The sequence below is a fragment of the Shewanella sp. Choline-02u-19 genome, from assembly GCF_002836205.1.
Taxonomy (GTDB): Bacteria; Pseudomonadota; Gammaproteobacteria; order Enterobacterales; family Shewanellaceae; genus Shewanella.
On the sequence record NZ_PJBE01000012.1, the window covers coordinates 701,570 to 714,620 of the forward strand.

At 43.4% G+C, this 13,051-nt stretch carries 12 protein-coding genes; 4 read left to right on the forward strand and 8 right to left on the reverse strand.

Annotation, left to right across the window (positions count from 1 at the left end; all coding sequences use genetic code 11):
- Positions 1 to 28: 28 nt before the first annotated feature.
- The 6 genes from CXF83_RS05055 to CXF83_RS05080 all read right to left on the reverse strand — a co-directional run bounded on the left by CXF83_RS05055 (position 29) and on the right by CXF83_RS05080 (position 7,146).
- Positions 29 to 3,880 carry a S8 family serine peptidase gene (locus CXF83_RS05055; RefSeq protein ID WP_101091595.1) on the reverse strand — a complete coding sequence of 1,284 codons (3,852 nt, stop codon included), beginning with the start codon at positions 3,878 to 3,880 and terminating at the stop codon, positions 29 to 31.
- 623 nt (positions 3,881 to 4,503) lie between these two features.
- A complete protein-coding gene (gene asnC, locus CXF83_RS05060) occupies positions 4,504 to 4,965 on the reverse strand; it encodes a transcriptional regulator AsnC (RefSeq protein ID WP_101091594.1) in 462 nt (153 codons plus the stop codon).
- A gap of 89 nt (positions 4,966 to 5,054) precedes the next feature.
- Positions 5,055 to 5,732, reverse strand: coding sequence for a bifunctional tRNA pseudouridine(32) synthase/23S rRNA pseudouridine(746) synthase RluA (rluA, locus tag CXF83_RS05065; RefSeq protein WP_101091593.1), 678 nt, complete (start codon positions 5,730 to 5,732; stop codon positions 5,055 to 5,057).
- Between the two features lie 171 nt (positions 5,733 to 5,903).
- A complete protein-coding gene (locus CXF83_RS05070) occupies positions 5,904 to 6,194 on the reverse strand; it encodes a hypothetical protein (protein WP_101091592.1) in 291 nt (96 codons plus the stop codon).
- Positions 6,195 to 6,221: 27 nt separating this feature from the next.
- Positions 6,222 to 6,761 (reverse strand): class I SAM-dependent methyltransferase, encoded by a 540-nt coding sequence (locus CXF83_RS05075; protein WP_101091591.1) that lies wholly within the window; start codon positions 6,759 to 6,761, stop codon positions 6,222 to 6,224.
- Positions 6,736 to 7,146 (reverse strand): hypothetical protein, encoded by a 411-nt coding sequence (locus CXF83_RS05080; protein WP_101091590.1) that lies wholly within the window; start codon positions 7,144 to 7,146, stop codon positions 6,736 to 6,738. The genes CXF83_RS05075 and CXF83_RS05080 overlap by 26 nt, the downstream gene beginning before the upstream one ends.
- A 462-nt stretch (positions 7,147 to 7,608) precedes the next feature.
- Between CXF83_RS05080 and CXF83_RS05085 the strand changes: the two genes are divergently transcribed.
- Together CXF83_RS05085 and CXF83_RS05090 are read left to right on the forward strand one after the other, a co-directional pair.
- Positions 7,609 to 8,598, forward strand: a complete 990-nt coding sequence (locus tag CXF83_RS05085; protein ID WP_101091589.1) for a 2-hydroxyacid dehydrogenase — start codon at positions 7,609 to 7,611, stop codon at positions 8,596 to 8,598.
- A 196-nt stretch (positions 8,599 to 8,794) separates the two neighbouring features.
- A complete protein-coding gene (locus CXF83_RS05090) occupies positions 8,795 to 9,532 on the forward strand; it encodes a dienelactone hydrolase family protein (RefSeq protein WP_101091588.1) in 738 nt (245 codons plus the stop codon).
- 87 nt (positions 9,533 to 9,619) lie between these two features.
- Here the strand turns inward: CXF83_RS05090 and CXF83_RS05095 are convergent, their stop codons facing one another.
- The gene (locus CXF83_RS05095) at positions 9,620 to 10,144 is read right to left on the reverse strand and encodes a DUF3332 domain-containing protein (RefSeq protein ID WP_101091587.1); all 525 of its coding nucleotides are present in this window, start codon (positions 10,142 to 10,144) and stop codon (positions 9,620 to 9,622) included.
- 311 nt (positions 10,145 to 10,455) lie between these two features.
- On the opposite strand from CXF83_RS05095, the gene CXF83_RS05100 reads away from it, so the two are divergent.
- Positions 10,456 to 11,199, forward strand: coding sequence for a spermidine synthase (locus tag CXF83_RS05100; protein WP_101091586.1), 744 nt, complete (start codon positions 10,456 to 10,458; stop codon positions 11,197 to 11,199).
- 58 nt (positions 11,200 to 11,257) lie between these two features.
- Here the strand turns inward: CXF83_RS05100 and CXF83_RS05105 are convergent, their stop codons facing one another.
- The gene (locus CXF83_RS05105; protein ID WP_101091585.1) at positions 11,258 to 11,956 is read right to left on the reverse strand and encodes a DUF4937 domain-containing protein; all 699 of its coding nucleotides are present in this window, start codon (positions 11,954 to 11,956) and stop codon (positions 11,258 to 11,260) included.
- A 358-nt stretch (positions 11,957 to 12,314) separates the two neighbouring features.
- On the opposite strand from CXF83_RS05105, the gene ahpC reads away from it, so the two are divergent.
- Entirely contained in the window at positions 12,315 to 12,884 is a 570-nt protein-coding gene (gene ahpC, locus CXF83_RS05110) for an alkyl hydroperoxide reductase subunit C (RefSeq protein ID WP_101091584.1), read from the forward strand.
- The last annotated feature ends 167 nt before the right edge of the window (positions 12,885 to 13,051 follow it).

Below are 13,051 nucleotides of genomic sequence, written 5' to 3' on the forward strand. Positions count from 1 at the left end.
GCTCCCTTTTTACTTTTTAGATTACAACTTACTTGTTACGACGACGTAGTGCCGCAAACGGAAGTAGTACTAGTGCTAACCAACCTAATGAACCGCCAGAAGTTTTTTCTTCTTTAGCTCTTATTGAGACAGTTGCAGTACCTGCTTCGCTTGAAAGTACACCGTCGGAAGCGACAACAGAGAATACAAGATCTCCAACATTTGAAGGTGCTGTAAATACGATTGATGCCCCGCTATTTGTAAATGTTACAGCTGTACCTGCTGTTTGGGTCCAAGTGTAGGTTAAATCATCACCGTCTACATCTTGACTTTTAGCCGTGGCAGTAACAACAGAATCTGCAAGAGCTATAGTCTCTGATGGACTGACAGTAGGTGCGTCGTTAATGTTGGTAACAGTGATAGTCGCTTTTGTTGCTTCAGTCATGCTGCCATCTTCATCTTCTGCTGTATAGGTAAAGCTATCAGTACCAAAGAAATCATCATTTGGCGTATAAGTAGCTATGCCATCTGCTGCGATAGTGACTTTACCATTTGCAGGTTCTTCAACGACAACAGCTTTCGAGAACATACCTGCTGGCATAACATCGATAATGCGTTGAGCATTAGCTGTCATACCGTCACCAGTAATTGAAGCGCGAGCTACTTTTTGGTCCATAGTGTCATTTTCTAATACATTGAAATCAACAGTACCTTCTTCTTCAACTTCAGCCATATCAACTTGACCTGCGTTGAATGTTGTTGCTTTAACCATGTAGTTAACTTCAACACTACCAGCGGCAGTGCTAGTTAGATCAACGTAGTCACCGGCAGTAACAGATCCGCCTTCACCGTTGTAATGGTATGTAGTACCCACTGAACCACCGATGTTTTCGGCACCAATAGTGACGTTAGCTGGCATTGTTGGCACGGCAAAGTAGTTAAATGAAACTGTTTCAGTGTCGCCTGTTTTGATCCAAATGCTGAAGCTATATTTATCGCCAGATGCATCTGCATATAGCTGAGCATCTTTCCATTCAACTACAATCCAAGTATCTGTAGCTGTAGTGACAAATTGGATACCCAATTCACCGCCACCAGTATCAGTCGCTGTGCCATCTGATAAGTCAAAGTCAGACCAGAATGGCGCTAGGATGTTATTTGGATTTGCGCTATCAGGTAGCTCTTTGTTGTTCCAAGTTCCAGATGTTGTACCACCACCAACAAGTGCTATACCGTTATCAGAGATAGTAATCTGAGTATAAGTTGCACCGTTATATTGATATTCTGGAGTATTGAAAGTAAATGATTTTTCATCACAACCTTCAGTACAAGCTGGAACGTAAGCTAAGTCGAGATCAAAGATACTTGGGAAAGTGCCAGTACCACTGGTTGTTCCCATTTCAGGTAAATCTAGGCTACCAACCCAAGTTACCAATCCGAGCTCTTCATTAATTTCTAAACCATTCTGAGTAGCACCATTTTTGGTAATAGTGACATCGTCAGCAGAAGTTAATGCAGTCCCTTCAGGAGCGTAAGCGTTAACCGTTACAGTGTTTTTAAATACTGAGTTGTTAACAGTTACTTTAATTGGGAATTCATCGCTTGCTTTGATATCTGTTGCGGTGGTGACAGCAGAGATGAGAGATGAATCACTAGACTCTTTTGCCATTACAGCTAAAGGTAGGTGAGCATCTTGTTTGCCATCATCGCTCTTGATCATAACGTTGCCGAAGATCCAAGAACCATATTCAGTAAAGGTTGAGTCAACAGTCACTGTAAAGGTCGCTGATGCACCAGCTTCAAGCGCTAGGCTAGTTGGAGATACAGATATACCTGCACTATCCGTTGCAGCAGAAAGAGTCCAAGAGGTTTTTTCATCGCTCTTATTGTATACAGTACGAGTAAAGGTACATGGACCAACACAAGAGTCTGCAGCAATAGAAGGCTTGTCGAATGTCAGTACAGCTTTAGCTGCCGCATCTAAATCCATACGACCAGCGCCCATAGCAAAAGGTGATGCTGGTGTTATTGCGTCGTCATCTAAAATCCCTTCCATCTTAGCAGTAGATGTAAGAGCAGTTTTGATGTCGTTCGCAGTCCAATCTGGATGTAGTTGAGCCATTAACGCTGCAGCACCTGCAACATGTGGGCTAGCCATACTTGTACCAGATATCATGTTGAAATCTTCTCCACCATCATCTGGAGAGAATGCAGACAGAATGTCTGTTCCTGGTGCCGCTAGATCAGGCTTAAGGATGTTCTCATTGCCGTTTGGACCACGTGAGCTTGTTGCTGCAATTGTGTCAGCTAGTGACTTAGCCACAATTCGCTGAACTTCTGCAGAGATAGTACCTGAAGCCGCTTCTGATTCCAGTATGCCCTCACCATCTTCTTGAGAGATCATGACTGCTGGTAAAGTTGCATCCGGCATGAACATGCTAATTGGTGCGCCAGGTTTGCTGTTATAAACAACCATAGCTTCTGCGCCAGCCGCTTCTGCGTTTGCAGCTTTATCAGAAAATGCACATGTACCGCGAGAAATTAACGCGATGCCGCCTTTGAATGCATCTGCGTCAAACGCTGTACAACCTTCAAAGTTATCAGCATCGACAGTCATTGATGCAATAATAGGTAGAGTGATATCCGTTTCGAGGAGACCGTTATTGCCTTCAATCGCGAGTAATTCATCACCACCGGCATTAAAGCCATTGGCGAAGAAACGACCAGTAGTGCTGTTAGCTACCGTTATGCCAGATTCGATACAAGCAGGGCAACCAATTGTTTTTGCGCCGTTACCATCGTTACCAGCAGCTGATACAACTACGATACCCGCAGCTTCAGCCGCTTCAAACATTGTCTTATAAGGACTGTTTGCTGGATCGCCGCCTGCACCGCCACCCCAAGAGTTGTTAATGACATCTGCGCCATCGTTGACGGCATGCTCAAGTGCTTCCATCAACATGATGTTTGAACCTGAACCACCAGAACAATCAGCTTTAGAATAAAGAGCTTTGTATGCCATTAAGTATGCAGCAGGTGCAACGCCAGATAGCGTTACGTTAACATCTTTAAATGTTGTTTTGACTTTATTACCAACAGCTGTACCCGCTACGTGAGTACCATGACCACCAAAACCTAGTGGGCTCATATATTCATCAGGACATACAGCGAAGGTTGGTTGTGACCAACGTGCCACAATTAGTTTGTTGTTACAAAAAGTGGTGTCAACCGTTGAGCAGTAATCGTCTGTTGGCATTGCCCCTGTTGGAGCTTCAAAACCAGTATCTGCAAACATTGGATTTTCTGGACGTATACCGCCATCAATGACAGCGACTTTGATGCCTTTACCTGCATTTTCCATACCCTCTACAGCTGTCCACATTGCTTGGCTGTTGATGACTTCGTGAGATGCATCCATGTTAATTTCATACATGGCTTCAGGGTAAACAGCTTTAACGCCAGGAACTGCCATGAGTTGATCAATTGACAAGCCTTGACCGACAACAGTTACACCGTTGAATAATGTTTTGAATTGGCGTTCAACTTTAGTGTTGGCTGATACTTTTGATAGCGCAGAAGTAAATTTGCTCTGCTCTTGAACTAGATGGCTTGAATAAGACTGAGCTTGTGATGATTGAACATTAATCTTCTGCCCTTTCTTTGCCGGTGCTGTTGCTGCAAGTTTTGAAATGCCGCCTTTGTACATAGAAAGTGAAGGTGATTCTAATTCAATGATGAACCTTTGAGGCGCAACTTGGCTTGGTGCTGACTGAGATTTCTTATACTGATCAGCAGAAAGAATTTCAGGAGCGTAAGACTTTGCTGTGTACTGTGTGTTTGCAGCGATTGCTGTACTGGAAATTAGCACAGCCGATATGGCTATTGATAGTTTTGTTTTCACAACGATTTTCCTTGTCAATTGGTCAACTTCCAAAACCATCATGGGCTTCGGTTATTTTTATTTTGTATTGATTTTTCGCCCACTTCATAGAGTGGAGTTAGCCGTTGTAGCACAAAAGATTCACTTTGGTAACAAATGTATCTAAAAATATCACTTTATGTTGCCAGTATGGTGTATTTGGCTGGTTATTTGACCGCTATAGGCAGCCGTAGTGCTTAACCATAGGAGCCGTGGGATTTTTATAACTTAGTCGGTATGGTATTAAGTGATGACATAATCCATGTTAATGATGAAATGTAATGATTTCTCAGCAGGTTGTAATGTTTTATTTACAAAGTAGGCGTTATGACGCTCATTAAATGTCGTCTCAACGCTCTAATTTAGTGTAATAAACTTTGCATTGGAGTAGGGGCAATTCTTTGCAATTGAATATGTTTTTCTATTGTTGAAGGCCACGATGTGAATCACTTTATTGAAGAATTTTAAGTGAGCAATGGGTTCTTCAAGTGAGTTGTTTTAATGCGTTTGAGTTGTGGGCCGTTAGCTGTTTTGTATTGGACCATGCTTAATAGCGCATAGTATCATCTCGATATATGCGGCTATTATTTAGCTAGCTGTCATTATTAAGGCTTTACCGCTCTAACTATTGGATTTTGTAGGCTAATGAGGGTTTCGGTAGATTGGATTTCATCAATCGATTGAATGCGATTAATGAGTACATGCTGCAGGGCATCGATAGATTGGCACATCACTTTGACAAACACGCTGTAATTACCCGTAGTGTAATACGCTTCAACCACTTCCTCTAGCGCATTTAACTTTGAAATCGCGGCAGGGTAATCACCCGCGCTTTTCAAATTAATGCCGATAAAACAACAGACATCATAGCCAAGTGCTTTAGGGTTAACCGTAATTTGTGCTCCTGTGATAATTCCGGCTTGTTTCATTTTTTCGACGCGAACATGGATGGTGCCAGCACTCACACCAAAGCGTTTGGCAAGCTCAGCAAAGGGGGTTCGCGCTTCTTTCATCAGTGCAGAAAGGATCTGGTTGTCGAGTGAATCTCTTTGAAATGAGGTTTCCATAATAAATACGCATATTTTTTAAAGTGAATTAAAACAATTTACGTATTTTTATATTGATAATCTAGTCTTTTCAGTATTTCCCTAAGGATTTACTGTTCTGCTTCCGCCGACATAAAAGGTGTTTCACAGCTAAATGTCATTGGCTCTTTCGAGTATGGATGAGTAATGGTTAGCGATTGGGCATGCAGTAATAAGCGTGGTGCTAAACGTTTTGCTAAAGGGTCCGCGTAGAAGTTATCACCCAAAATCGGATGACCTAGCGCCATCATATGCACTCGTAGCTGATGAGAGCGACCGGTGATGGGGGTGAGCTTTACCAGTGTTGAGCGCTTGGCACGGCTGATAACCTCATAATGAGTTTGTGATGCCTTGCCAATTTGATGATCAACCTTTTGCTTAGGTCGATTAGGCCAGTCGCAAATCAAAGGTAGGTTAACGGTGCCAGTGTCGGCTTTTACATGACCTGCAACGCGCGCATAGTAAGTTTTTGCGGTTTCTCTGTCTCTAAACTGTCGCTTTAATTCAGATTCAGCGCTGCGCAGCAGCGCTACCACAATGACGCCTGAGGTGGCCATATCAAGTCGATGCACTATCTTAGCGTCTGGATATTCGGCGAGTACACGGCTATAGGTACTATCATGATGTTCAGCCGCGCGACCAGGCACCGACAATAAGCCTGAAGGCTTGTTGAGCACCATAATATCTTTGTCTTGGTGCAAAATGTCGAGCCAAGGCGATGTGGGCGGAGCATATACGAAATCAGTCATGGTAGAACCTTTTTAAAAATGCGCCGCAAAGATACCTCTTTGGCTGTTCTCCATGCAAGCAGATTCACCCTGAAATATCATAAAGGGGTCATAATACGCAGATATGTAGGGCATGGCTGTGCTTGAGGGGCGTTAACGTAACAGTACCGATTGACGCCAAAGGAGGAAGGCTTAAGAGAACCCATGACCGTTGACGTGCATGATGCAAAAAGTCCATACCACGAAGGCAAGTGAACAATGCACGAGTGCATAGAAAGATTGATCGAGTCGGCCCATACTTCTGGCATCCCATATAAGTATCAGGTGCAATAATATGACCAGTGGAAATAGGGCTAATAGTGGATAAAGGCTATAGGTACTGGCATCACCAAATACTAAGCGACTTAATAGTGCCCATACAACCATGGCCCCGGTAATAATCGGAGGTGCAGCAACGCGGTAGTGTTCAGGGTATGGAAACATAAATTGCTATCAATCCTTTAGCAGTGCTTACAGAGGTTTTTGCGCGATTATCTGCGCTTTATAACTTGCGTTGGTTAATTCACCAAGCAGACCCTCAGAGTAATGTAGGCAGCGCCAGTTAGCAAATAAAGCTTTCAATTCACCGGTTTTTAATAAGAAATTTGGATTGCGTGGTCTACCGATGGTGGCTTGTTGGGTGGTAAATGTTTCGTAGATAATGAGGCCTCCAGGCTTTATAGCATCCATTATCTGTGAGAAGAGTGGCCGGTGTAAGTAGTTAAAGGCCACGATTACATCATAAGTGTTAGCAGGCAGAGTGTGCGCGTCGTCAGCTTCTAGATCCCATTGCAATAACTCGACTTCTGCAGTGTTATCACTCAGCTGAAGCCTGTTTAAATCGCGATCTAAATAGGTAACGTGGCAACCTTGCTGCGCAAACCAGTTGCCATTTCGACCGGTGCCACAGGCTAAGTCAAGCACATGGCTACTGGCGGCGACAAAGTCTTTTAGTTCAGTAAACTGGCTAATTAGCGGTGCGGCATTAGCCTTTAACTTCTTTTTTTCCATCAATTCTGCGTCCGTGTACGATTGAAAAGTGTCTGAGGCTTGCGGGCCCGTGGGAGACAATAACCGACAATAACACAACCGTGATCAGCAGTTCAGGTTTATAAGTGGCAAAAGGGATGAATAGGCAGAGCAGTCCTAGTTTAACAACTGTGAGTACACCTTTTAATTGAATGAGCCAGCGCCAGTCACGAACGACTTCCCACAACATCATTGCGGCCCCCGTGCTCATGGCCATAATCCAGTAAACGAGCCATTGATCTTGGGGGACGTGCATCAAAATGCCACCGCCCGCACCCGTGACCCCTAAAATATGGATGGCACGTAATGTGGTTTTGGAAAAACGTTGGACCAAAAATTGTTTTTCTGAGAGTGCTTTTCTAGCCATAATAAATTGCGTGCTCCTTTCTATTTAGGCAAAGCTTATCAGTAATTGCCCTAAAGATAAGCTGAGATTGATCACAGCTTGATTATCGCGATCAATCACAAGCTGATCTTATAGCAATTGCTATTTCTAAATGGCTTGGATATCAGTTTTAAGGCATAACATTGAACATAATAAATGTGAACTAACGAGCAATACTGCCGAATGTATAGTGATAACGTACTGCTACTTGCTTAAATCTCTACGGATAGCTAACAATTCATTGCTACATCAATCCTAAAGGTTTAACACTGGCGCAGTCCTCTGCCTGCGGTTAAACATGATTAAGCGGGTAAGCGAGCTGTCAGGAGCTCGCTTTTATTTATCTGCCTTTTAAAACACATTTAAGGGCTCGCGCGACAAAGTTCCCAATATCACATAAACTTACTCTCCATATTATCTACTTATTTTGGATAAGGTTCTGCAATGAAAATCGGTTTTTTTAGCGCTAAGCATTACGATATGCAGCATTTTGACCGCACCAATAGTGCATTCGGTGCTGATATAGAATATTTTGATTACCGCTTGTGCATGCAAACGGTAAAGTTGGCCGTAGGCTTTGAAGTGATCTGTGCTTTTGTTAATGACTCTCTTTGCGAAGAGGTTTTGGTGGAGCTGGCAAAAGGTGGCACTAAAATTATTGCGATGCGTTGCGCTGGCTTCAACAATGTTGGATTGGAAGCAGCAGAGCGTTTAGGTATGAAAGTGGTCAACGTTCCTGCGTATTCGCCGGAATCAGTCGCCGAGCATACCGTTGCCTTGATGCTGACTTTGAATCGCAAAATTCATAAAGCTTACCAACGTACCCGTGATGCCAACTTCTCACTAGAGGGCTTGGTGGGTTTTAATATGCATGGTCGCACCGTTGGTGTGATTGGTACGGGTAAAATAGGTCTTGCGACGATTAAAGTCCTGCAGGGTTTTGGCTGTAAGGTGATTGCACATGACCCCTACCCGAGCCAGGCAGTGATCGACTTAGGCGTTGAGTATGTCACGCTTGATGAGATGTACCCTATCTGTGATGTGATTAGCCTTCATTGCCCATTGATGGAAGACAACCATCACTTATTGAGTGAAAAAAGCTTTGCTAAAATGAAGCCCGGAGTGATGGTGATAAACACCAGTCGTGGTGGGCTACTCAACGCGCTAGATGCGATGGAAGCCCTTAAAACGGGTCAATTGGGGTCATTAGGACTTGATGTCTACGAGAACGAAAAAGAGTTGTTTTTCGAAGATAAATCGAGCGAAATTATTCAAGATGATGTGTTTAGACGTTTATCGGCTTGCCACAATGTTATCTTTACAGGGCATCAGGCTTTCTTAACGGAAGAAGCGCTAGGGGCTATTGCTGCTACTACGCTAACCAATGTTAAGCAATTATTAGCGGGTGAGAAGTGCCCTAACGAACTGTTTTAATAGCGAGTCCGTTAAACAAATAGCAGAATTCTCTTTGTGTTAGTAGCACATAAGTCGATTCTGCTTTTTTGTGGCTAAAAATAGTGAGTTGTTTTAGGCTAGAGGCTGAAATTGCCCAATAGAAAGACATAATAGAACAGAGTTTGCTTTCACGTAGCAAATTAGCTTCTATGACTGAATCTAAGGAATAAAGCCGATGATCATCACTCAAGAAACCCATGATATTTCGACAGCTACAGGCACTATGCGAACTTATCTATATCGCCCTGATTGCGAAGGTCAGTTTGCAACGATTATCTTCTACTCTGAAATATTTCAACAAACAGCGCCAATAGCGCGTGCTGCAGCCATACTCGCTGGACATGGCTTTGTAGTGCTGGTACCAGAAGTGTTTCATGAACTAAACTCGATTGGTACTGTGCTGGCCTACGATGAAGCTGGTAAAGATAAAGGCAATGCCGATAAATTTGCTAAGCCGTTAGAGCAACACGATAGTGACACAGAAGCCTTAGTTGATTTTGCTCGAAGCTTGAGTTTTTGCAGCAGCCAGGTTGGTAGTATGGGAGTTTGTCTTGGCGGGCACTTAGCTTATCGCGCTGCGCTTAATCCTGATATTCTTGGCGCTTTCTGTTTATATCCAACCGATATTCATTCCAATACATTACCCAGCCAAAAAGGTAACGACTCACTATCGCGTACTGCAGATATTGCGGCAGAATTAGTGATGGTTTTTGGTAAGCAAGATCCGCATGTATCGAGTGAAGGGCGTAAGCTTCTTTACGCTAAGCTTGAGGCGACTGAACGCAACTTTAGTTGGATAGAGGTCAATGCACAGCATGCCTTTATGCGTGATGAAGGGGAGCGATATGATCCTGCGATTGCATTGGAAATGTACCTTAAAGCCGTGGCATTTTTTCAGCGGACGTTGAAATAGTTTTCTAAGTTCAGCTTTACTCGTAAAAAGGGCGATGATTGATCGACCTTTTTATTTGCGACGCCTTTGGGGCGCTTATCGCTAAGATTAGCTTTGTTGGTAAGCGGCTAGCTCTTCTAGGCTCACTCGGGTAATAAACGCATTATCCAAGTAAAAGTCGACATGCTCATTTTGCTTGATCCCGGACATCACTTGTTGACTGCCATCTTCATATAACAAGGTCATCAACAGGGTGTTTTCATCTTTGGCTTCTAGTGCTGCGCTAGTGAGTTTTATTTCAGGTAGGGGCGCTGTGGTCAAATCGCTATTTAAATGTTGATTGACCTTAAAAATGGCTTCTACTGGCATATCCACAACCGCTGGCGAGCGACCTGTTACTGGGTTGGTGCCAGTCCAGAACTCCACGCTATTAATAATAAATAGATCTGCAGTTGCCGCAATACCGTACAGAGGGCTCATTAACACAAATAGACCTGCACGACCGTAGCGGTTATCAACGGCACTTAAGTTGCCTTTAGTGACCATCTGACTTAAGCCCATTTGTCCCATGCAACCACTAAGTTGGCTGGTCAGTATTGCGGTTAATGCAAGCGCGGATATTTTCTTTTTCATTTATAAATTCAAGTGATTTAAGCGGGATGCAGATTGTATGTATTAGTTAAAAATGAAATGAGAACCTTGTCACGTTTCAATGTTCGTCATTTATCATCATTGTTGCGTGTGTTATCTATTTTGGTGGGGTGATAACGGCATTGGGGCAACGCTTGATTACTTGTTAAGTTGTGATTAATTGGTGGTACTCATGTTGTGGTTGTTATTGCGTATGCGCTGGTGGCACTGTCAGCGGAACATAACGGTTATTACAGGGCATTCTATTGCCGTTCAGTTTCACGCATAATAGCGGCCTTATTAATGGAGAGCGCATGTCTGATTACCAAGTATTACACCAAACCGAAGATGAGTATGGCCCACTTATTGTTTTAGATGATAAAGAGTCGAGAATTTTGGCCTTTGGTGAAAACGACGAGCAAAGTAAATTACTTAAAGCTGCGCCACATATTCCGCAACATACTTACGTGCAAGCCATGTTATTAGTATTGCTGTATAGCCAACCTAAAAGTGCCATTGTACTCGGACTCGGTGGTGGGGGACTTATCCATGCATTACGCCATTTTGATGCAGGGATTAAGCTGACCGCTGTTGAGCTCAGGGCTGATGTGATTGACTTAGCTAAACGCTATTTTCAGTTACCGTTAAGCAAAAAGCTGAAAGTGATTAATCAAGATGCGACTCAGTTTTTAGTGCTTGGCGATCACAAACGGGTTGATATCATTTTCACTGATATTTATAGCGCTGAAGGTGTTGATGTGGCACAGGTATCTGAATCATTTATCGCCCAATGTGCAGCGTTGATAAAAGCCGATGGTTACCTAGTGTTGAATTGTTGGAAGGAACATAGCAAGAATCGGGAATTACTGGCTTATCTTGAACTGCATTTTGTTGAGGTAAGAGCCTGTCTTACAGGCAGTGCTAACTGGGTTGTTATTGCAGGGAAAACCAGACGTGACATCAGCTCGAGCGCATTAAAACATCACGCACAAGCATTATCGAACCAATTGGACTTCCCATTGGCCCGTTCGCTTACCCGCTTTGATTTATGGGAGTAAGCTGTTTATACCCAACGGACCTGGATTTATCCACTTTCGAACGTAGCTACAGATCTATTTAAGGGTGAGCGAAGCGCCAGTGAGGTTCGACTTTCAATTGATGGTCCTGTACGTGCTCAGTTAACGACTTTTGATTCGCGATTGCTTGGATGTCGAGATATACGTGTTGCATATAGTGTTGGTGGCTGGCTTCGGTTAACCAATAAGTGATCACTACAAACGGGTTACCCTTTGAGCTTGAACGTAATAGCATACCGCCAAGCATGCCCGTCACCGCTGCCATTGCCGGATTCCACAAGTTGATTTGCTGCTGGATAAAGTCGGTAACCTTGTCTGCTGTGACATTGCACTGGGTAATACCAATAAACTGCGCACTCTTCATTAACTCTGCTGCCAATGCCTGATCGGGTGCAGTTAGTGATGTTGGCGAAGAGGTAGCGGACCCGCGAGTTGCCAAGAGTGCGCTGTGATGGCCGGGAATGTCTAAAACCTGCTGCAAGTAATCAACCTCAAGACTGTTATAGCTATCTTGTTGATTGGCGTCCTCAGCGATAGCGTCATGAGATAGCTGCATAAAATGTTCAACGGATTCTTTGCGCTCCCATAAAGCCAAGATAATAGCGCTGTCGTCTTGCCATCCACCAATCTGAGCAATAAAACCATCTGACTCAGCAGTACGTTGCCAGCAACGCTGCCCTTCACTAAAGGTTGATTTCAACGCAGGCTTAACGTGGCAGTTAATGTATTTAACGATCATTGGTAAACCTTTCTTGTTTATCTCGCTGAGGTTAATCCCCCGGTTGAGTGACAAAGCCCCGTCAATCGTTATCGGCGGCTATTGCCATATAAAAACACCTAGTGCATAAGGTGCATCGATCGCCATCGAAAATAGCATAGAACGATTGCCTTTACATTCGAGCTCGGCGCTTATACTTCTATTCGGTAAAATAGATTAAGATAATAGGTTTTATCCATTATCTTAATTTTCGTCACTCCGCTATTATTCTCACATCGAAAACGAACTGGCTTACAGAGACTCATCATCACTCATCTCAGTTTGTTGAATTAAATAGAAATATCCCATTTATTTTTAAATTATTAGACCGGAGCTTTACATGACTCAATCAATTATCAACTCAACTATTAAGCCATTCTCTGCAACTGCTTTCCATAAAGGTGATTTTCACTCAGTGACAGAGCAAGACCTATTAGGCAAGTGGTCAGTTGTTTTCTTCTACCCTGCAGATTTCACTTTTGTTTGTCCAACTGAATTAGGCGACATGGCTGACCATTACGAGAAGCTGCAAGCGATGGGCGTTGAAGTTTACTCAGTGTCGACTGATACACACTTCACTCATAAAGCATGGCATTCAAGTTCTGACACTATCAATAAAATCCAGTACCCAATGATTGGTGACCCAACTGGCGCAATTACACGTAATTTTGGTGTGATGATTGAAGAAGATGGCCTAGCACTTCGTGGCACTTTCGTTATCAACCCAGAAGGTGAAATCAAAGTTGCTGAAGTACATGACCTAGGTATTGGTCGTAGTGCAGTTGAACTAGTACGTAAAATCCAAGCTGCTCAGTATGTTGCAACTCACGACGGTGAAGTTTGTCCAGCAGCATGGCAGCCAGGTGAAGCAACACTAGCACCGTCGATTGACCTTGTTGGTAAGATCTAACTAGCAGTATTAACGTGAAAATCTAGATAACGGCCTGTTTATCAGTATTGATATTCAAGCTTGTTATCTAGAACATCAGTAGACATTAGGTAAGTTGGTCAGCTTTGGCTCCCCTGAAACCTGAGCTGACCCCTTTTTACACATCAAACCCGTTATCTTTTTATTTT